At 33.6% G+C, this 21,022-nt stretch carries 24 protein-coding genes and 1 pseudogene; 4 read left to right on the top strand and 21 right to left on the bottom strand.

Annotation, left to right across the window (positions count from 1 at the left end):
* Positions 1 to 89: 89 nt before the first annotated feature.
* Positions 90 to 983 carry a mechanosensitive ion channel family protein gene (locus BAQ48_RS00235; RefSeq protein WP_071709510.1) on the bottom strand — a complete coding sequence of 298 codons (894 nt, stop codon included), beginning with the start codon at positions 981 to 983 and terminating at the stop codon, positions 90 to 92.
* A gap of 358 nt (positions 984 to 1,341) precedes the next feature.
* On the opposite strand from BAQ48_RS00235, the gene BAQ48_RS00230 reads away from it, so the two are divergent.
* Positions 1,342 to 1,791 carry an NUDIX hydrolase gene (locus tag BAQ48_RS00230; RefSeq protein WP_071709509.1) on the top strand — a complete coding sequence of 150 codons (450 nt, stop codon included), beginning with the start codon at positions 1,342 to 1,344 and terminating at the stop codon, positions 1,789 to 1,791.
* Between the two features lie 36 nt (positions 1,792 to 1,827).
* Here BAQ48_RS00230 and BAQ48_RS00225 read toward each other — a convergent pair whose 3' ends face one another.
* From BAQ48_RS00225 to asnB, 11 genes and pseudogenes are all read right to left on the bottom strand, one after another.
* Positions 1,828 to 2,376 carry a cysteine hydrolase family protein gene (locus BAQ48_RS00225; RefSeq protein ID WP_000816777.1) on the bottom strand — a complete coding sequence of 183 codons (549 nt, stop codon included), beginning with the start codon at positions 2,374 to 2,376 and terminating at the stop codon, positions 1,828 to 1,830.
* Positions 2,377 to 2,490: 114 nt separating this feature from the next.
* A complete protein-coding gene (locus BAQ48_RS28130) occupies positions 2,491 to 2,745 on the bottom strand; it encodes a hypothetical protein (RefSeq protein WP_242660423.1) in 255 nt (84 codons plus the stop codon).
* Positions 2,746 to 2,809: 64 nt separating this feature from the next.
* Positions 2,810 to 3,298 (bottom strand): putative periplasmic lipoprotein, encoded by a 489-nt coding sequence (locus BAQ48_RS00215; protein WP_000713452.1) that lies wholly within the window; start codon positions 3,296 to 3,298, stop codon positions 2,810 to 2,812.
* Between the two features lie 260 nt (positions 3,299 to 3,558).
* Complete coding sequence (locus tag BAQ48_RS00210) at positions 3,559 to 4,206, bottom strand: nitroreductase family protein (protein ID WP_001105347.1); 648 nt, start codon at positions 4,204 to 4,206, stop codon at positions 3,559 to 3,561.
* Positions 4,207 to 4,304: 98 nt separating this feature from the next.
* Entirely contained in the window at positions 4,305 to 5,180 is an 876-nt protein-coding gene (dat, locus tag BAQ48_RS00205; protein ID WP_071709508.1) for a D-amino-acid transaminase, read from the bottom strand.
* Positions 5,181 to 5,313: 133 nt separating this feature from the next.
* Entirely contained in the window at positions 5,314 to 6,276 is a 963-nt protein-coding gene (locus tag BAQ48_RS00200) for an ABC transporter substrate-binding protein (protein ID WP_071709507.1), read from the bottom strand.
* 331 nt (positions 6,277 to 6,607) lie between these two features.
* Positions 6,608 to 6,877: a phosphatase PAP2 family protein gene (locus BAQ48_RS28525; protein ID WP_084064311.1), complete on the bottom strand. Its 270-nt coding sequence runs from the start codon at positions 6,875 to 6,877 to the stop codon at positions 6,608 to 6,610.
* Positions 6,878 to 7,029: 152 nt separating this feature from the next.
* A pseudogene (locus tag BAQ48_RS00190) lies at positions 7,030 to 7,416 on the bottom strand (phosphatase PAP2 family protein); the annotation flags it as partial.
* Between the two features lie 253 nt (positions 7,417 to 7,669).
* Entirely contained in the window at positions 7,670 to 7,999 is a 330-nt protein-coding gene (locus BAQ48_RS00185) for a hypothetical protein (RefSeq protein ID WP_071709506.1), read from the bottom strand.
* 51 nt (positions 8,000 to 8,050) lie between these two features.
* Positions 8,051 to 8,410 carry a GNAT family N-acetyltransferase gene (locus BAQ48_RS00180; RefSeq protein ID WP_071709505.1) on the bottom strand — a complete coding sequence of 120 codons (360 nt, stop codon included), beginning with the start codon at positions 8,408 to 8,410 and terminating at the stop codon, positions 8,051 to 8,053.
* 93 nt (positions 8,411 to 8,503) lie between these two features.
* A complete protein-coding gene (gene asnB / locus BAQ48_RS00175) occupies positions 8,504 to 10,405 on the bottom strand; it encodes an asparagine synthase (glutamine-hydrolyzing) (RefSeq protein WP_071709504.1) in 1,902 nt (633 codons plus the stop codon).
* A 217-nt stretch (positions 10,406 to 10,622) separates the two neighbouring features.
* Here asnB and BAQ48_RS00170 point away from each other — a divergent pair, with 217 nt between their 5' ends.
* The gene (locus tag BAQ48_RS00170) at positions 10,623 to 11,087 is read left to right on the top strand and encodes an Hsp20/alpha crystallin family protein (protein ID WP_001288092.1); all 465 of its coding nucleotides are present in this window, start codon (positions 10,623 to 10,625) and stop codon (positions 11,085 to 11,087) included.
* Between the two features lie 34 nt (positions 11,088 to 11,121).
* Here BAQ48_RS00170 and BAQ48_RS00165 read toward each other — a convergent pair whose 3' ends face one another.
* Entirely contained in the window at positions 11,122 to 11,709 is a 588-nt protein-coding gene (locus tag BAQ48_RS00165; RefSeq protein ID WP_071709503.1) for an SCO family protein, read from the bottom strand.
* A 335-nt stretch (positions 11,710 to 12,044) separates the two neighbouring features.
* On the opposite strand from BAQ48_RS00165, the gene BAQ48_RS00160 reads away from it, so the two are divergent.
* The gene (locus BAQ48_RS00160) at positions 12,045 to 13,019 is read left to right on the top strand and encodes an MBL fold metallo-hydrolase (protein WP_071709502.1); all 975 of its coding nucleotides are present in this window, start codon (positions 12,045 to 12,047) and stop codon (positions 13,017 to 13,019) included.
* A gap of 181 nt (positions 13,020 to 13,200) precedes the next feature.
* On the opposite strand, the gene BAQ48_RS00155 is transcribed toward BAQ48_RS00160, so the two are convergent.
* From BAQ48_RS00155 to BAQ48_RS00140, 4 genes are all read right to left on the bottom strand, one after another.
* Entirely contained in the window at positions 13,201 to 14,043 is an 843-nt protein-coding gene (locus BAQ48_RS00155; protein ID WP_071709514.1) for a DegV family protein, read from the bottom strand.
* Between the two features lie 152 nt (positions 14,044 to 14,195).
* Complete coding sequence (locus tag BAQ48_RS00150) at positions 14,196 to 14,447, bottom strand: DUF2535 family protein (protein WP_000629012.1); 252 nt, start codon at positions 14,445 to 14,447, stop codon at positions 14,196 to 14,198.
* Between the two features lie 341 nt (positions 14,448 to 14,788).
* Positions 14,789 to 15,529: a twin-arginine translocase subunit TatC gene (gene tatC, locus BAQ48_RS00145; protein ID WP_071709501.1), complete on the bottom strand. Its 741-nt coding sequence runs from the start codon at positions 15,527 to 15,529 to the stop codon at positions 14,789 to 14,791.
* A gap of 42 nt (positions 15,530 to 15,571) precedes the next feature.
* The gene (locus BAQ48_RS00140) at positions 15,572 to 15,757 is read right to left on the bottom strand and encodes a twin-arginine translocase TatA/TatE family subunit (RefSeq protein ID WP_000492443.1); all 186 of its coding nucleotides are present in this window, start codon (positions 15,755 to 15,757) and stop codon (positions 15,572 to 15,574) included.
* 213 nt (positions 15,758 to 15,970) lie between these two features.
* Between BAQ48_RS00140 and trhA the strand changes: the two genes are divergently transcribed.
* Positions 15,971 to 16,627 (top strand): PAQR family membrane homeostasis protein TrhA, encoded by a 657-nt coding sequence (gene trhA / locus BAQ48_RS00135; protein ID WP_071709500.1) that lies wholly within the window; start codon positions 15,971 to 15,973, stop codon positions 16,625 to 16,627.
* Positions 16,628 to 16,668: 41 nt separating this feature from the next.
* Here the strand turns inward: trhA and BAQ48_RS00130 are convergent, their stop codons facing one another.
* The 4 genes from BAQ48_RS00130 to BAQ48_RS00115 form a co-directional block, all read right to left on the bottom strand.
* Positions 16,669 to 17,388, bottom strand: coding sequence for a lysophospholipid acyltransferase family protein (locus BAQ48_RS00130; protein WP_071709499.1), 720 nt, complete (start codon positions 17,386 to 17,388; stop codon positions 16,669 to 16,671).
* Between the two features lie 112 nt (positions 17,389 to 17,500).
* Positions 17,501 to 18,136, bottom strand: a complete 636-nt coding sequence (locus BAQ48_RS00125; protein ID WP_001991934.1) for an FMN-dependent NADH-azoreductase — start codon at positions 18,134 to 18,136, stop codon at positions 17,501 to 17,503.
* A gap of 241 nt (positions 18,137 to 18,377) precedes the next feature.
* Entirely contained in the window at positions 18,378 to 20,363 is a 1,986-nt protein-coding gene (gene pbpC / locus BAQ48_RS00120) for a penicillin-binding protein 3 (protein ID WP_071709498.1), read from the bottom strand.
* 156 nt (positions 20,364 to 20,519) lie between these two features.
* Complete coding sequence (locus tag BAQ48_RS00115) at positions 20,520 to 21,008, bottom strand: dihydrofolate reductase (RefSeq protein ID WP_071709497.1); 489 nt, start codon at positions 21,006 to 21,008, stop codon at positions 20,520 to 20,522.
* Between the last annotated feature and the right edge of the window lie 14 nt (positions 21,009 to 21,022).

The following is a 21,022-nucleotide window of genomic DNA, read 5'->3' as shown; positions in this document are numbered from 1 at the left end:
CCTCTTCCAAACTTGGTAGTGTAATTCTTGTTACTATATACGCCAAGTATTAAAATCATTTTCTAGCAAAAGAAACTCCATCTTATTTTTTAACTATCCGATGAAGTTTGTCCTCTATGAATAGGCTGTAAACTTTCAGTAGTAACGAACATATTTGCTGCTGGCATTTGCACTTGATTCTTATGAAACATAGACATTAATTCAAACCTTACTTGTCTAGAAGTTTCAAAATAATCTTCTGGCCTTATCAAACCTATAATACAAAATTCGTACCCAACATATTTAAGGTTAGGATTTAAGTCTGTAACACCAACATATTTAAATGGTTCAACAGCCTCGTCCTCTACTCTATAAAGACTTTGATCTAATTTTTCATTGCAATTCACACATACTTCTTCTAATAATTCCTTAATTCTTGTAGGATCTTCCTGATAACTTACCGTGATCCGCTCAATAACTCGCATCCATCCTTTATTAAAGTTTTGAATCGTTCTGATTTCTCCATGTGGTATAGTAAGAAGTTTTCCTGACCATTCACGAATTTGCATAAACCGAATACTAATTTCCTCAATCGTTCCTGAATTTGTTCCATTAAAAGTAACAAAATCACCAACACGAAACTCTTTGTCCGCTAATCTTGCGAATCCTAAAATAACATCTTTTAGCATCTGTTGTGCAGCAAAACCGATGACAACTCCAGCTATCCCTGCACCTGCAATAATACTTTTTATATCTACAAATTGGCTAATTAAATATATGATAAGACTGATGATAATGATATACCTAAAAATAGATCGAATTACACTTTGTATCGTCTGCTCTACCTCTTCATCAAAAAAGCTTGATTTTCTAAAAAACCAATCAATAATACGGTTTATGACAAAAGAAATAATTAGAAGAACTAAAGCAAATAGTAGAAACCTTAAAAGTAAAAACTCCCTTACAAAATTAAAAAATTCCTCCGTATACGTCAATACACTCATTCATCCACTTCCTTAACTAATGAAAATTTCATACAGAGCTGATTTATTATAAATACATATTTATCATCTCGACACTTGTTATCGGAACACCCTGTATCCTGATCTTAAATCGCACTTTCTTACTTATGTATTTGTATTCATTTTTCCTCTTCAACAATATAACCCTTCCGTCAATCTTTGCATTTTAGATGCCCTTTTCTATTTATTATAAATATACCCTTTTTAATAGTCTAAAGGGAGATTACAATAGAAATTTTTATAAACAAGTTTGCTGCAATACTCAACTCATTCAAAGGAATATATTCACATAACACCGAATAGTTCATTTGATACTTTTTTCTCACGGAGGTTACAAACAATGGGATATATCGAAGAGCTAAGAGAAGTTATTGGATCAAGACCACTCAATTTAGCAGGTGTTGCTGTAGCTGTTTTCAATGAACAAGGACAAATACTATTGCAACAAAGACGAAATGGTATTTGGGGCGTTCCTGGAGGTTTTGTGGAGATTGCTGAATCAACAGAAGAAGCCGGAAGACGAGAAGTACTTGAAGAAACAGGTATTGAAATAGGAACTCTACAGTTAATAAACGTATTTTCTGGAAAAGAATTTTTTGTAAAATTACCGAACGGGGATGAATTTTACCCCATAACGATTGCATATCTTTGCAAAGACATTACAGGTGGTACGTTAAAAGCCGATGGGTTTGAATCATTACATGTACAATTTTTTGATTTAAATGCTTTACCAGAAAAAATTAGTCCGTTCCTAAGAAAACTAATCGAGCAAAACGTCGTCTCAATTTAAAAGTAAAAAAGAGACCTTTTTTAAAGGCCTCTTTTTTCACTTCACTTCTGCGTCTAAACAAGATTTAAAATGTCCAAGTGCATATTCATGACCTTGTGCATTAAAAGATGCAACTGCCTTTTCAAAAACAACAATTTTAAATCCTTTATTATAAGCGTCTACTGCTGTGTGAAGAACACAAATATCAGTACATACCCCTACAAGGTGGACTTCTTCAATTCCTCTTTCTCTCAGCTTCATCTCTAAATCTGTTCCAGCAAATGCGCTGTATCTCGTTTTGTCCATATAATATACATTCTCTGCATTTTTATATGTTTCGTATACACCTTGTAATTCACCGTATAAGTCTCTACCATTTGTCCCTGCTATATTATGTGGCGGGAATAACTTCGCTTCTGGATGATGCACATCATTTTCTTCATGTTTATCAATTGCAAATACAACATAATCTCCATTTTCTATGAATTGCTTCGTTATATGTACAAGTTCTTTCTCGATTTCTTGACCTGGTTTTCCACAAGTTAAGGCACCTTTTTCTGCTACAAAATCGTATGTATAATCAATATTTATTAGAGCTCTCTTCATTACTTCTATCTCTCCTTCTCCTGTTTCACAGTAAACAATAGAAAATTTGTTATTACGACATCGTATGTACTATTCGACATTTCGAATGAAATACCTACATTTTTCTTGCAAAACTTACCTTAGTCTGAGTTTATCATAAAACAAATAAGCAAAGACAAAACATACTATTCCCATTATCATGTCATGGATTTGATAATTGAGCGTCACGTGAATAATCTCTTGTATAGTAAACCAAATTACTAACATCATCATACTAATCAAGACGATACGAGCAAACCGATTCACATCTTCAACCTCTTTCTCTGTCATAGTAGTAATAAGCGATTTCTTATTACCCATTACTACTAGAACGCAAAACAAATTATTCACTATTAGATCATTCAATACAAACAAAAAAGCACACTACTTTTTAAGTAATGTACTTTTATTCATATTAAGACGCGGGCTTCGTTTCAAACGTCGCTTGATTAAAACTAATGACCTTTCCTTTCGGATCATTGTTTTCATACTGAACTGCAGTTATCGTATGACTACCTGTCTCAAGAGTCTTTTCTTTTAATTGTACTGTTGTCTGTGTTGTACTAGTTACTTGATGTTTATCTGCATACACTTTGTCTACAAAAACGAATGTTTCTATATCGTTTTGAAAATTAGACAGTTCTAATTCAACTTGCTGAATTAAAGTATCCTTTTTGATGAATACAGTCGGTATATTACCATTTTCAGAAGTACCATTTGGTGTAATAACTTTTACTTTTCCTTCTCCAACTGGCATTACTCCTTCAGGAAATACGACCATATTCTCATCACTTGCATTTACAACTTGTTCTTCCTGATTTGACTGTGCGTCCTCTTTTTCCTTTGGAGTACCACAGCCTACTAATAACAATACAGACAATCCAGCGATTATGAATTTCTTCAAAATTCATCCCCCCGGTAATTTCATTATAATTTATTATACAAAAATAATTTATAGGTCTTAAAACTAGTTTTCAACACTTTCATGAACAAACTTAAGCTTACTCACGATTACTGTATCATACTTTCCTTAATAGAACATTAATTTTTTGTATGCAATAAATAGAAATTCTTTCTTATTCATCATTTTAGCCCAAATTCGCAACAAAATATCCACAAAAATAAAAAAGACATTGTTATTTCCAATGTCTTTTAATCAAGTATTTAATAAACAAATGTCGTAATCTCATCTACTTCTTTTCTTGGAAGTTTCTTCGGCTTATCTTTTGGAAAACCAAGAGAAATAACCATATTTATTTGTTTTTCAGATTCAATCTGTAAATATTTTCGCAGTTCATCTTGCGCTAACAATACCGGTCCTGTCATTGGACAAGTGCCAAGCCCCTTCGCATGTGCCGCTAACATTAAGTTTTGTGCCGCTAAACAGCTACTCTTAATCCCTTCTTCTTCCCAAACTGAATCAGGAACGAAAGCAATTGGATCAAATATCTTTTCACGAAACTTTGATTCATATGGTGTTGCCAAACATACGATTAATACTGGCGCTTCAGAGAAAGCTGTCGCATACGGTCCGAAAGAACGTGTAAGTAATTTCCCCGCTTTTTCTTCTCCGTTTTCTGCCGCTTTTGCCGCAAGTTTATGTAATGCATCCCACGTCATTTGTTCAATTTCTTTAATTTTCTCTCGGTTCATAATGACCACGAATTCCCACGTTTGTGAATTCGTATCGCTCGGTGCGTAACGAGCACAATCAATAATTTCTTTTATATCACTAGTGGATACTTCTTGTTCCGTGAATTTTCTAACACTTCGTCTACCGTGAATTATTTCTTTAAAACCTTCATAATTCATACATTAAATCCCCTTTTTACAGCGTTTTCAAAACTTGTCCTACGGTTGAATTATATCATGAAAAAAAGCTGGGGGAATACCAGCTTTTTTCTTCATCATTAATTTGTCACTTTAAACAAACTAATACTTTCTTCATATGCAGCTTGTAGTTTTTTCGTAATTGGCCCTCTTTCGCCGCTTCCAAACTGTTCATCACCAATTTGAACGACTGGGAATATTTCAAGTGGTGTCGCTGTGAAGAAGCACTCATCTGCCTCATATACTTCTTGTAGTGAAAATTCTCGTTCTTCTACTTCAATATGTAACTCTTTCGCTAATGTAACAACGTAGTGACGTGTAATGCCGTGTAGAATGAAATGATCAGCTGGATGTGTAATCAATTTATTATTTTTCACGATAAAGAAATTTGAATGACAGCCTTCAGTAACAATGCCATCTCGTACTAATATCGCTTCTTGGTATCCTTGTTCATTTATTTTATTTTTAATCATAATATTAGGTAACAAGTTTAAAGATTTTATATGACAAAATTTCCATCTTATATCCTCTTCTACCGTTACTTTGATTCCTAATTCCATTGAAGAAATCGGCCTTGGGAACGAAACAATATTTGCAAAATATGTCGGTTGTAAATCTTTTTCATATACATGATTGCGTGGTTGTGCTCCTCTTGATATTTGCAAATAGACATTCCCATCTTCTTGAAATTGATTTTTTCCAATCATTTGAAGCAACTCTTCCACTAACTCTTCCTTCGTAAACGGTGGAATTAGTTTTATTTCTTCCATTGAATTAAAGAAACGCTCCAAATGTAAATCTAATAAATGAGGCTTCCCATCGTATAGTCTAAATACTTCATAAATACCATCACCAAATTGGAAGCCTCGCTCTTCTAGCGCGACCATCGGCTGTTCTTCCTTCGTATTTATAATTCTTCCATTGAACAAGATCCAATCTTTATGAGTAGCCTTCATTCTTTCCACTCCTTTTATTTATACTTGATTTAATTGTACAACTTATAACAACTCAATTAAAGGAATTTTCTGTATTTTAAAGCGATAAAAAAGTACATCACTTCGTAAGCGATGTACTTCATCATTCATCTATTTAATTAAAAAAATATTTTTCAATATCATCTAACATAAGGTTTGCAGCTACAATACCGCCTGCTGTATTCCAAATCACTTCATCTACTTGGAATACTTTATTATTTTTAGAAGCTTGCAGTTGCTTGAAGAGTGGATCTTCTGTCCATTCTTTTGCTAATGTATTTCCCTCATTATTCTTATCTGCATCTTTATCAGATGTGAAGTAGAATATGTAGTCCCCGTCCATATTAGGAATTTGCTCTTTTGTAATTCCTTTAATTGCAAATTCATCTTTATCTTGTAACGGCGGTCGTTTAAATCCGATATCATTTAATACAACGCCTGAGAATGAATTTTTTTGATAAATACGAACATCACCTGGAACGAAGCGAATAATGGAAACTTTAGAGTTAACTTTATCACCTAATTTTTCTTTTATTCCTGCAATACGCTTTTTATAATCATTAAGAGCATTTTGCCCTTCTTTTTCTTTATTTACAGCTTTTGTATAAAGCGTAAAGTTTTCTTTCCAATCCCCGCGTAATGTTTCAGCATAAACAGTTGGTGCAATTTCTTTTAACTGATCGTATATTTTTTCATGACGCATTTTGTTTCCGATAATTAAATCCGGTTTAAGCTTCATTACTGCCTCTAAATTAATATCACGCTCAGTTCCTACAACTTTCGTATCTTTTAACTCTTTCGCTAAATGAGGATACCATTCATCACCAGCACGTGGTTTTGTAGTTCCAACCGGTGTTACTCCAACAGATAACAGTGCCTCAGCACCTTCATTTGTTAAAACAACAACTCTTTTTGGCGTGCCATTAACTGTCGTTTCACCCATAGCATGTTTTATCGTATATGAATCTTTTGCTTTCGCTGACGTATCATTTTCTTTTTTCTCTTCTTTACCACACCCTGCGATTATGATCATTAGTAACATAATGCAAAGTATTAACATATTTTTAGTGCGTGTCATAAGTCCTCCTAGATGAAATTGATTATCATTTACATTTTAAAGACTAATGTATATCTCATACATTGTCAATAGATATATCAGAAAACTTTTTCAATATATATAATTCGGACCTCATTTTTATTCAAAATATTTTTTATTTGCTACTCACATTTTTTAAACTGTAACATGTAAAAAATACATGGACATAAGAACGTAATTGTAATTCCCGTGAATGCATAGCGTAAGTAATACATATGAGGCATTACTTTTTTTAGTATGAGCTGCATCAGTATCATAAAGCTGAGACCTAACACTATTTTTACGACTTGTATTTTTAAATTGTTAGTTTCATTCATTTAATAAAATGATTTTCTAGCATTGTACCAATCGTAGAACCTGTTAAAACTCCCAATAGTTTAAAATGATCTATTTGCTCTGTCATAAAATATGTAATGATTGAAACTGCCAATACAATTCGCTGTAACAAAATGAATTTCTTATCACTTAATTCCACTGTAACTTTCGTGTATAAATAAACAACTATAGCACTAAATAAAATGGCACCTAGTATATCACTGAGCCAATGTACACGCAAATATAGACGAGAAATAGTAACCAACATAATAAAGTGAAACTTTAATCAGTGGGGGTTTTCTTCATCCCCCACTGATTATTAGCCTTCACCAATCGGACTTTTATGGGCAGTTGATCCCCACCTAACTTCTTTGCTTCCGCTGAATTTTGAGGTGAGGGTCTTACTGCCCATTAAAGCGGGATAAAAATAATTCCCATACTCCAAATGATTCTCTTTTGGCATAAAGTCATAAGTGAACCCCAAAATGTTGTCGCTAACTGTACGTGTGTACTTGGAAATGAATAACTTGAAGCTGATTTTTCATATAAAGCCGAAATTCCATCATATGTATACGGACGCGGGATTTTCATGAAGTCTTTTACCGCTATCCATATATATCCGTATAAACAAATGATAACAATCATATGAAATGCTTTTCTCTTAGAAACAGACCAATATATAATCGAAATAATAACTAAATACAACGTTTCATTTGCAATACTAGATACAAGTTTAAAAAATGTTGTAAGCGCACTTCCTTCCAAACTTGTCATCCATTCAAGAAATAAAATATCAATATTAAACATACAAAAACGACGCCTCCCAAAAATTTCATTCCGCTATTTGCAAGCAATTAGGATACCTTAGCTTACTAACAATTCAACTTTATACCTCCACTTCCTATATAAGCTAAGAATTTATAGTATCACATACTAATAACAGGTGAAGTATTTAATCATCTAATCATTTTTATAAATTCTAACGAAAATTTTAGCTATATATACAATAGCGTACGTTTCATTTTTATAATCATTAGTAATACACAAATAAAAAACCACCTTATGTAAGGCGGTTTCTATCATTTTGCTTTAACCAATTTAAAATAAATATATATGATTGATAGTGAATATAACGTATGCAAAATAAGATAAATAAAAGAGCTATTCCAGCACCACTATACAGCAAACCAAACTTTAAAAAAATATTCAAAAGTGGTGGGAAGTTAGTTATATTTTGTAATGTAACAAGCATACAAAACAAAAATAAAAATACAGGGACGTATTGTATTTCATATGGCTTTCTTTTCTTATTCATTTTATTCCGAATGTATATATGGCTTAGTTCTGCTACTATAAAACATCCTCCAATTAATACAAGACCAGAAGTCATCGTCATACATCCACCTGCCTTATATTTATTTTACTGCATAACTAATCATCGTTATATTTTCTTCACATACATTTCATCTACCTCAATAAAGCCAAAGCTCTCTATGAACGATTTAGCTTGTTCTGTCAATTGCTCTTGTAATACTTGTATCTCTTTTACGCCCCTTTGTTTCATCATTTCTTCAAATGTGAAATACGTATTTGTACCATAACCGTAACCTTGATAATCAAAATGAATAATGAGCTGAGATAAGATAGCACTTTCCTCTTGAATACTATAATCTATTACACCAATATATGTATCATCAACTTTCACACAATACTGTACCTTTTTCTCACCTAAACTATGTGAGCTGAACATTTCTGTAACAACGCTTTCATTTTCTGTAGTTACTTTCTCAAACGTAATCATATGTTGTCCATCCTTTTACTATTATTGTATCAATAACACGTTCTATTTATGAAAAAAACCTTAAGACCATTTGTGATCTTAAGGTTTTTCTTATTAAACTAAGCTATACGCACGTTTTGTTTCTTCGTGGAACTTATTCGTATCGTATTTATGCTCAACATAAATTTGGTGCCATACCATAAATGCAAGTACAGTCCAAATTTTACGGCTATAATCGCCTTTATCTGCACAATGTGCTTCCAGTAAGTTTAATACATACTGTTTGTCGATTAAATGATCTGTTTTACTTTCGTTAATAATATTTATAGCCCAATCATGCATTTCGTCTTTTAACCAGTGACGAATTGGTACTGGGAATCCAAGTTTTTTACGGTCTAACACGTGATCTGGAACGATTCCGCGTGCTGCTTCACGTAAAATAGCTTTCGTAGTTCCGTTAGCAATCTTAAATTCAGTTGGAATTTTAGATGCAACATCGAATACTTCTTTATCTAAGAACGGTACACGAAGTTCTAATGAGTTTGCCATTGTCATTTTATCAGCTTTTAATAAAATGTCACCGCGTAACCATGTGAACATGTCAATGTACTGCATTTTGCTTACATCATCATAATCTTTAATCTCGTTATACAATGGTTTCGTGATATCCATATAGTTAACACTTTCATCGTAATACTTCATTAATTCAGCTTTCTCTTCTTCACGGAAGATTTTCGCGTTTCCATAGTAACGCTCTTCAATTGGCGTACATCCACGCTCTAGGAAGCTCTTTCCTTTAAATCCTTCTTTAAGCGCTCCACTTAATGCTTTTAGAACGCTCTTACCTGGGCTAGGAATGTAAGAGAACATTTTTAGTGAGTTTGGCTCACGGTAAATGTTATAACCACCAAATAGCTCGTCTGCCCCTTCACCTGAAAGAACAACTGTTACATGCTTACGTGCTTCTTTTGCAACGAAGTATAATGGTACAGCTGCTGGATCTGCTAAAGGATCATCCATATGCCAAATGATTTTTGGGAACTCATCCATAAATTCTTTCGCTGAAATGAATACGTTATGGTTTTTAACGCCTAGTTTCTCAGCAGTTTCTTTGGCAACATCAACTTCACTGAAACCACGTTGTTCAAAACCAACAGAGAATGTTAATAGGTTCGGATTCATTTCTCTTGCAATAGAAGCGATGATAGATGAATCGATACCACCAGAAAGGAATGAACCTACTGGTACATCACTGCGCATATGCACTTTTACTGAATCATATAACACATCACGAATTGCTTGGATATGCTCCTCTTTCGTTGCGCTTGAAGCGTTGAAATAAGGTTTCCAGTAACGATGGATTTCCATCTCTTTTCCAATTTCTTTCACGAAGTAATGGCCAGGCTCGATTTTATTAACATCAACTGTTAATGTTTCTGGTTCTGGACCATATTGGTACGTAAAGTAATGTTGTAGTGACTTTGGATTAACTCCTTTGTCTTCCATTACATGCATAATACTTTTCTTCTCAGATGCGAAGAATGTAGTATCACCTTGTTGTGCGATATATAATGGTTTAATACCGAAGTGATCACGTGCACCGAATAGTTTCTTTTCTTCACGATCCCAAATCATAAATGCAAACATACCACGAAGGTAATCTACACATTTTTCTTTCATATGTGCATACAATGCAATGATAACTTCTGTATCAGATTGCGTTGCAAACGTTGCACCTTTTTCAAGTAACATTTCACGTAATTCTACATAGTTGTAAATTTCACCATTAAAAATAATTACATATCGATCATTTTCATAAGTTAGTGGCTGATGTCCTGCCTCTAAGTCAATGATACTTAAACGGCGGAAGCCAAATTGTACATGTTCATCACGAAAATATCCTTCGTCATCTGGACCGCGGTGGAAAATCATCGTGTTCATATTTTCAAATTGATGTTTTTCTGTTTCTGAAAACTCTCTAGGGTTTTCACATAAACATCCTACAAAACCACACATACTTCTTACCCTCTTTCAGTTTTCATTCTGTCTCTATACTACTATATCAACCCTATTTATACTAGCATAATCAACTGAATATGGCGACCAAAAACTATAAAAAAATCACTCCATTTCACATTTTTAACAATTTTTTATGAAAACATGAAAACTAGGCAATCACCTTTCTCCGCTTTTGTCATATGATATTGCAAATTGATTTCTAGGAGGGAATACCATGAGTGAAGAAAAAAAAGATTCTTCTCGCCCACCGGTTCGCAATTATTTAAAGCAAATTGATGATTTCTTCGAGCAAACACCACTTCGCAGCGTAATCGCTGATTTAAATCATTTTTTCCAAAAAGGAAACCGTTTATTAACATTCCCTGTAGATTTATATGAAGTTGGTGAGGAACTCGTTGTTACTGCTGAACTACCAGGTATACAAAAAGAACAAATTCAAATTGAAATACAAAGTGAATACTTAAAAGTCTCTGTGAAAGAAGAGATACTTGAAGAGACAGAAGAGCAAACATCTCATAACTATTATCGCCGAGAACGGTCCATTTCAGAAGCATCGAGAATGATTAAGTTACCTTATTTAATTAATAAAAAAGCAGCGAAAGCTTCTTATCAAAACGGTGTGTTAGAAATTCGTGCACCAAAACTTCCACAGCAACATGACATTTTATCCATAGACTAATGTAAAAAAAGAAGGGTGCTATGCACCCTTCTTTTTAATCCACTAATCGCTTCATATCACGTATAATGTCTTCGTATGGCGTATTGCTTATGCCACTATATTTTTTCATTACTTTTCCGTTTTGATCAATTAAATAAAATGATGTTCCATGTATAACTTGACCATTCTCAGGTTTATCTACAAGTGATTGGAAATTATCTTTTGAAAACTTTGTAATATCTTCTAACGAATAACCTGTTAACAAGTTCCAGTTACTTGTATCTTCTGTAAACTTTTGAATGAAAGCTTTCAAGTTTTCTGGCTTATCAAGGTCAGGATCTACGCTAAATGATACAAACTGAATGTCTAATTTCTCTTCCTTCGCCATTTTCTGTAATTTTGCCATATTAGCAGTCATTGGCGGACAAACTGTTTGACAGTTTGTGAACATGAAATCTGCAACCCAAACTTTCCCTTTTAAATCCTTTGTTCCAAATTGTTTTCCATCTTGATTTGTGAATTGGAAAGTTTCTAAGTCCCAATTTAATGGTTTACGAAGCTTTGAGCCCGATCCACTACATCCAGCAAGTACAAAGAGACAAAATACAACCATAAGACCAATTATTTTTTGATAACGCTTCATTTATAAACCTCTTTTCTCTATCCTAAATTTAAATAGGTTATGTTTATCATAACAAAAGTTAACACTACGAGAAAATTGTTTACTACATTTGTTCACGAAATCGTACGAATTTACGTATGTTACTTCTTTATTTCAAGCTAATTACTAGACAAAATATCTTTTTTCACTATTATTTCTCTAAATAGTATTTGCAAAACTAATTTTATTGTTAATTTTGTAAATACCTCTCCCTATTTTTTAACAATTCCTTTAACATTAATCCATGTTTTTCACTGTATTCCTTAACAACATTTCGGTACAATACAAATACAACGATTTTAAATGAGGTGATGTTCATGGCAAAGCGCTATGAAAATATGGATAATGTTAGCACAAAAAAATCAATTCGCTCTTTTTTACGCTGGCGTAAAGAACGAAAGCAAAACAAAAAAGATTTTTCTTTCTTAGTAGAACAATCACCCGTTAAACAAAGTCCATTTTTGCAAAGCAATATTGAAAAAACGACTGTCACATGGATTGGGCATTCCACTTTTCTTATCCAAACGAATGGACTTAATATATTAACAGACCCAGTGTGGGCCAATAAATTAAAGCTAGTTCCAAGACTTACAGAACCTGGACTTTCTATAGAAGAATTACCTAAAATTGATATTGTCCTTATTTCCCACGGTCATTATGATCATTTAGATTTTTCAACACTTCGCCAACTAAATGATGATGTTCTATACCTTGTACCTATCGGGCTAAAAAAATTATTTACTCGTAAAAAATTCACAAAGGTTAAAGAATACAACTGGTGGGAAAGCATAACCCTTAATGAAGTAGCTTTCCACTTTGTACCTGCACAACACTGGACGAGAAGATCATTATTTGATATGAACACTTCCCACTGGGGTGGATGGGTTATTGATAATACGAACACGACAGAAACCATTTATTATTGCGGTGACAGTGGCTATTTCCAAGGCTTTAAAGAAATCGGCAAGCGCTTTTCAATTGATGTTGCTCTTATGCCAATTGGCGCTTATGAACCAGAATGGTTTATGAAAGTATCTCACGTTTCACCTGAAGAGGCAGTGCAAGCTTATTTAGATTTAAACGCTACACATTTTATTCCCATGCACTACGGAGCTTTTGCACTCGCAGATGAAACACCTCGTGAGGCAATAACTAGACTTCGAAACAACTGGAATTTACGTATGTTACCATGGGAACAACTGCATGTTCTCTTTTTAGGCCAAACTTTCACTTACAATAATGTAACAAATGATAAACACGTAAATAAAAAAATTGAAACGTTACACGTATAACGTAACTACTTATTTCTTGCACCCATCATATACTATAGAAAATCATAAAGGGTGTTTTCTATGAATGAATATTTGCAAATTCGCTATATCATTAGCGGTAGCGCCTGTATAACTCTTCTGATTTCTTACTTGCTCTTCACATAAAAAAGCTACTTGAAATATATTTCAAGTAGCTTTTTTATTACTCTGCTAAATACATAAATCCAATTGCGCCTGGACCTGTATGAGTACTAATAACTGGAGTTGTATAGAATATTTCGGATTGTGCAAATCCACTTACTTTTTCAACAGCCGCTTTTACATTTTCAGCTAAAGGAATTGCTTTCGCATGCGGAATTGCCACAGCTTTTACAACTTTTCCAGCTGTATCTTCCTCAAATAACTTAGCTAACGTTTTTACAATTTGCCCTTGGCTACGCACTTTCGTTACAGGGTTATAAACACCATCTTCAAGGCTAGCAATTGGTTTTATATTAAGCAGCGAACCGATAAACGCTTTTCCTTTACCAATACGCCCACCCTTCACTAAGTTTTCTAATGTATCTACTACTACATATAAACGAGTATTCTTTCTTACTTCATCTACACGTTTTAAAATTTCTTCTAGTGAGCGTCCTTCATTTGCCATTTTCGCAGCTTCAACTACTTGGTATGCTAAAGCATGTGTAATAAATTGCGAATCAACAACTGTTACTTTTGTGTCTGTCATTGATGCAGCACTATTTGCAGTTGCTACAGTACCACTCATTCCACTTGTCATATGAATGGAAAGTACTTCACTTCCATCTTCACCTAACTTGTCATACATTTCTACAAATGTACCCATTGCTGGTTGTGATGTTTTTGGTAGTTCCTCTGATTTAATCATTTCTTCAATAAATTCATCTGGTTGTAGATCAACGCGATCTAAATATGTTTGTCCATTTACAGAGATTGATAATGGTAGAACATGAATGTCATACTTCTCAATTACCTCTTGTGATAAATCTGCGGTTGAATCTGTTACAATTTTAATTTTTTGCATATTATATTCTTCCCTTTCCAATACGCTCTCCTTGTTATTATACTAGTATTCCCATTGCTTTCAACAATTTGGAACGAAATTTAATCAAATTAATTATATTTTTATACCTAAAATGAAAAAGACAGAGTTTTTAACCCTGTCCCTACTCTGTATCATGCATTTTTTTCAAGCGTATTTGTTTTATATACATTTAAATAATCATTCCACTTCAAACAATTTTGTAAATATTCACGGAAAGAATATGAAAATCTTGGGTGCTTTTGTTTTTGAATTTTTGCGATAAATAATTGAAGACGGGACTGAATTAGAAACGATAATGGATGCTGCGCCTGTAGGACGGGGATTTCGAATATTTTAATACAATCCCCTGTTGAATGAGTGAAATAAAAACTTTTCGTAATCACAATATCAATCCTCTTTTTCACTGGATTTTTGAACTTTCTCTACTTTACGCTGTAACACGTTGTTTAAAGTGGAGACTCTCATGAATACAACAGTATCCTTAGACAATCCCTATAGTCCTTATGGTTAGAAGATTTATACACTACTCATCTCCACCTAATCCATCCCCTATCTAAATACACTTTGAGACGGGAATCTCATTATCCGTAAATTACTTAATACATTCAGTATAAACGTATAAAAGCGCAAAGTTTGTCTAAATTTTGGAGATTCTATAATTTTTTTCTTCTTTATATTGTATACGTTTATAGCTATAGTATAACAACTAAATAAAAAAGTGCCTTTATAACGAGGCACTTTTCGAATGTATTTCTTCTCTTTTTTGTTTTCGTTTACTAACAATCTTTGATAAAGCGATACTAATTTCATAAATACAAATAAGCGGTACCGCTACTAAACTATGTGATAAAAAATCTGGTGGCGATATACACGATGCGATTATTATCAAGGCTACGTAAGCATATCTTCTTATTTTCACAAGAAATTCTGCTGTTAAAAGTCCAATACTCGTTAAAAACATCACCACTACAGGTAATTCAAAAATCACAGCGAATGGCACTGTTAAATTAAGTACAAAATGAAAATATTTTTCTGTAGTAAACATCGTATTAAACATTTCATTACCTATCGTAGTTAAAAAATGAAATAAAAACGGCATTACAACGAAATATCCAAAACATAAACCTAAAATAAATAATATAGACAATACCGGTATATACATCACTGTCATCTTTTGTTCATTTGGATGTAACCCCGGTTTTACAAATAACCAAATTTGTATAGCAGCAAAAGGAATTGTACAAACGATAGCAAATACTGTAGCGATCGAGAAAAAAATCCACAATACATCACTCGGTCCCAGAACTGTTAACTTCATCGGCAAATCTTTTACGAGCCAAAAATATATATCCTTCGTAAAAGTAAATCCAATAATTAAAAATAATACAAATGATAAGACTGTATATATTACTCGTTTACGAAGCTCAACAATATGTTCTACTACGCTCATTTCTTGATCTTCCATCTCGTTCACCACACTTTATTTATCCATTACAAGGAAAATTCATTACATTTTTTCTTTCTTTTCCTTCTCTTGAAATGCATCATCTGTCAATTCTTTCGTTGATTTTTTAAACTCTTTTAACGTTTCCCCTAAAGCCTTCCCGATTTCCGGCAATTTTTTAGGTCCAAATAAAATGAGTACAGCTACTAAAATTAAAATTAACCCTGGAAAGCCAATATTTGAAAACATTTCCCCATCCCCTTTATTAGTAGATTCCTTGTCCTACTATTACATAATTTTATTTTGTCAAAAAAGTTTGAAAACGTCAACAAATCCATTGGCTTTTGTCAAAAAAATTCAAAAATATAATCAATTATACAAATTTCATTTTCTATTGCCCTTGTGTATGATATGGTAAGGGAAACGACATATTATTTTATGATAGTAGAAAGGATTTGCATTATGACTGAAAAAATGACACGAATGACCCAATTTGTGAAAGAAGAAATTGCAAATGCAATTACACATGGTATCGGTGCCATTTTAAGCATCCCTGCCTTAATCATATTGATTATTCATGCCTCTAAGCATGGTACCGCATCTGCAGTAGTTGCATTTACGGTTTATGGTGTAAGCATGTTCTTACTGTACTTGTTTTCGACATTGTTACATAGCATTCACCATCCAAAGGTAGAAAAATTGTTTACTATTTTAGATCACTCAGCCATTTATTTATTAATCGCTGGCACGTATACTCCTTTTTTACTTATTACGCTTCGTGGACCATTAGGCTGGACGTTACTCGCTATTATATGGACACTAGCAATCGGAGGTATCATCTTCAAAATTTTCTTTGTACGTCGCTTTATTAAGGCATCAACGCTATGTTATATCATAATGGGCTGGCTCATAATCGTTGCTATTAAACCACTTTATGAAAATTTAACTGGCCATGGTTTTTCACTACTGTTAGCGGGCGGAATTTTATATTCTGTAGGAGCTATATTCTTCCTTTGGGAAAGGTTACCTTTCAATCATGCCATTTGGCATCTTTTCGTTTTAGGTGGTAGTGCGATGATGTTCTTCTGCGTACTCTTTTATGTCTTACCTACAGCGTAATAAAAAAGGTTTCAGCTTGATATAAGCTGAAACCTTTTTTACTACTTATGTAATTGAGATGCGATGACATCTTGAGTATGCTTCGTTAACTCTTTAATATCCATATTCGCATACTCTTCAGGCGTAATTGGCTTAGAAATCGTTACTGTTGCATGCGCTCGTTTCATGCGATTTCCATTCGCTTCAAACATTTTATATGTCCCATCTAATGTTACAGGTAAGATTGCTACACCAGATTTTACAGCAAGGTGAAAACTTCCAGCCTTAAACTCTCCAATTTCGCCACCTTTACTTCTCGTTCCTTCAGGGAAAATTACGATAGAATGTCCATTCTTTAACAGCTCAATTCCATCTTTAATCGCTTGAAGAGATTGACGACGATCATTACGATCCATAAATACACAATTCATAAGTTCCATCCAAGTTGGTACAACTGGGAACTTTTTAATCTCTGCCTTTGAAACGAAGCCAATTGGTTTATTTAAATAACCTAGTAAAACAGGGATATCCATATTACTTTGATGATTACTTACAACTAGTACCGGCTTGTCTTTCGGAACATTTTCAAGTCCTTTAACTTCTACTGTTCCCCCAGCTACACGTACCATTTTCTTACCAAACCAATTTGTCGTTTTGTACACAGCATTATCTTTTTCTTGTGGCGACATCGTATTTACTTGTCTTTTAAGACGCCACATTCTCGGTGTAATCGCAATTACGATTAAAATTAAATAAAAGATTTTAAAAAACGTTTGAATCATACAGAACCCCCACCTATTATCATTCCGACCTTCATTATACTAGACAAACGAAGGAAAAAGAAGAAAAAATGTCCAAACAGCAAGTGTTTGGACATTTTTTAAGCATTCTATATTAGAAACGTTTTGCTAATTCACGAGCATTAGCAATTGCTGCTTCTTTAATTTCTTGTGCTTTTTCAGGGTTTGCATTCATACCTTCAACTGCAATATATTCAGTATCATTTACACCGACAAATCCTAATACAGTTTTTAAATGATTGCGTCCGAAGTCTACAGCTGCGTATGCTCCTTCAGAATATACGCCACCTGTTGCTTGAATGTGAAGTGCTTTTTTACCTTCTAATAAGCCAACTGGACCATTTTCAGTATATTTGAATGTTTTACCTGCGATTGCTACGTTATCTAAGTATGCTTTTACTACTGGTGGGTAGCTAAAGTTCCACATTGGAGTTACGAATACATAACGATCTGCATGCATAAATGTTTCTAAGTTTGTGTTCATTGCTGCAACTTTTTGTTGTTGAGCTTCAGTTAAAGTTTCAAAGCCTTCACCTGCTGCAAATTTACCCCAAGCAGCAAATACATCTGCATCGATTGCTGGTACTGTAGTGTTGAATAAATCAATTGTTACAACTTCGTCTTGTGGATGTTCGTTTTTATAAGCTTCGATGAAAGCTTCCCCTACTGCCATTCCGAAAGAACCTTCTGCTGAATTTGGATTTGCTGTAATAAATAGTACTTTTGTCATTGTATTCTCTCCCTTTTTACACTTTATCTTTAATTTGAGATTTATAATTTGAAAGTAAATAACTTACCTTATGTAAGTATAATACAAAAAGTTATGTTCGATGTCAATAAAAAATAGCTACTTTTTTTTCGTAAGTTAATGATTTATTTTATTTCCTTAAAATTTAGTATACAAATATTAAGAATTTTTTCATATAAAAAGGCTAGCTCTACAAATTATAGAGCTAGCCTTTTATTACATATTATTTTTGAAATACATGTTTTACTTTTTCAGCTGGAATATTACTTCCACCTCTACCTTTTACATCTTCAATCATCATTGTAATGACCATATCCGGCGCATTTAAATCAAATGCAGCGAACCAACCTAGTTCTTTTCCTTCTGCCTCTTTTGATACTTTTAATTCTGCTGTGCCTGTTTTTCCAGCAAGAGTCATGCCATCAATTTTAGCAATTTTCCCTGTACCATCTGGATCATTAATTACTTTCGTCATAGCAGTTTTTAATATATCTTGATTTCCTTTTGAAATTACATTCTCTTTCCAAACTTTTGGTTGCTTATCTGTTTTAATAATATATGGAGAAGGTATGTTTCCGTCATTAACAATTGGTGCGTACGTTAATGCTAGATGAAGCGGCGTCATTAACACTTGCCCTTGTCCATAACCTGTGTCTGCCATTTGAATATCATTTTTAATACCATCATTTGCGATTTTCGAAGCTGGGAATCCATATTCAATTGGTAACTTCTCATCGAATCCGAATTTTTTCGCTTCACTCATAAATTTGTCTTTTCCGATTTTCAAAGCTTCTTGTGCGAAATAAATATTATCAGAATATTTCATCGCCTTATCAAAATCAATCGGATTTGCATCTTTTACACGCGTTACATAATAATTACCCCAAGAAGAATCTTTTGTCCATTTCAATCCTTCAATTTTCAACTCTTCTTTTGGATCAATCGTTTTCGTTTCAAGACCAATTGCAGCTGTAATTGGTTTAAATACAGAACCTGGTACTGATAATTGTGTAAAGCGATTTGTCATCGGTTTTTTCGGATCATTATTTACTGCATCGCGTTGTGCCTTTGACGCCCCTCTTGTAAGAGTATTTGGATTATAAGCTGGCGTGCTCACAAGTGCAAGTGTTTCTCCAGTCTTTGGATTAATTGCTGCACTTGATCCTACCTCATTTTTCATTTCAATATAAATTTCTTCTTGAACAGCACTATCAATCGTTAAAGTTACATTTTCTCCATCAACAGCTTCTGTTTTTGCTAAATTCTTTATTTCTTTTCCTTGTGCATCCTCTACAAAGACACGGCCACCTTTTTTACCGCGGAGCTTTTCTTCAAATACTTGCTCTAATCCGGCCTTACCAACTGGATCATCGGCTTGATAGCCTTTCTTTTGTAGCGTTTTTAAATCTTCAGCATTCACTTTTCCAATATAGCCAGTAAGATGTGCTGCCGCTTCTCCTAACGGATATGTACGAACATTTACAGGCTTTGTTGAAACACCAGGTAAATCAATATATGAATTTTGCGTTGCCCCTTCAGGTAATATTCCAATTGGTACGAGATAATTTGGTTTTACCCATTTAGCAGCTAGCTTTTGATCGATCTCTTCTACAGACATGTTTAACAACTTCGCTACAGTCTCTTTCGTTTGCGGAGCAGTATCGTCTAATTTTTCTGGAACTATTCCAATTTCAGAAGCTTTACCATTTACCGCAAGATATTTACCGTTACGGTCATATATTTCTCCACGTTTTGGCTCTGTCGTTTGCATACGAACTTTACTATCTTTCGTCATGCCTGGGAATATAAAATCAGGAGTCCAATCTATTTTCCAAGATTCTTTATCTCCATCTTTTTCTTTCACCATTTTCGCTTCATACCCAAAAGTAATTTTGCCACCAACTGTATCCATACTTACTTTAAAAGGAACAGGACCTTCATCTTTTTTATCTTCTTTTATTTCTCCTGTTTCAACTTTTAAGTTCTTCACTTCAATGCCAGAATAAATTTTTTCATATTTCTCAGTGAACTCTTTCTTTGAAATATCTTTTTTTGCATTTTCTGATAATTGCTCATACATATCTGCAAATTTTTGTTTATTCCATGCTTTTGCATATGTATCAAACGCTTCTTGTGGTTTTTCTTCTTTACCGCATCCGACTAACATGAATGTTAAGCAAAGAAAAAGAATCCCCCATATCTTTTTCAATCGATTCTCCTCCTCTTTCTATACTAGTACTTTGAAAATTTTAGCATTTTTTTACATGCTATCTTTTATTATAGCACTATCGAATCTCATCTATAAACTTATATTGATGAATACAAATAAAAAGATTGATGTGAATTTTCACATCAATCTTTTTGATTATTGTTTCTTCTCATATACATGGTAGTAATACGTATACGGATTTTTTTCATCTGTTAAACCTTTTTCACCAAAAATTTCTTCCCAATTTGTCATATCCATTTCTGGGAAGAATGTATCTCCTTCAAATGCATAGTGGATTTTTGTTATATATAACTTGTCTACATAAGGTAAAAAGAGATCATAAATTTGCGCTCCGCCAAAAATAAAAATCTCTTCTTCATTTTTGCATAGTTCGAATACTTCTTCTACAGAATGAGCAACTTCACAACCTTCAACATGATACCCTTCATTACGAGTTACAATAATATTACGTCTTCCAGGCAGCGGTCTACCAATCGCTTCATAGTTCTTTCTTCCCATAATAAGTGGATGACCCATCGTTGTTTTCTTTACATACTGTAATTCACTTGGTAAACGCCAAGGTAAATTATTATCTTTACCAATTACTCTATTCTCGTCCATTGCGACCATAAATGAAACTATCATCTTTTCATCTCCTC

Origin of the sequence: Bacillus luti (assembly GCF_001884105.1) — a bacterium.
Taxonomy (GTDB): Bacteria; Bacillota; Bacilli; order Bacillales; family Bacillaceae_G; genus Bacillus_A; species Bacillus_A luti.
This window is presented reverse-complemented; position numbering and strand designations above follow the sequence as displayed.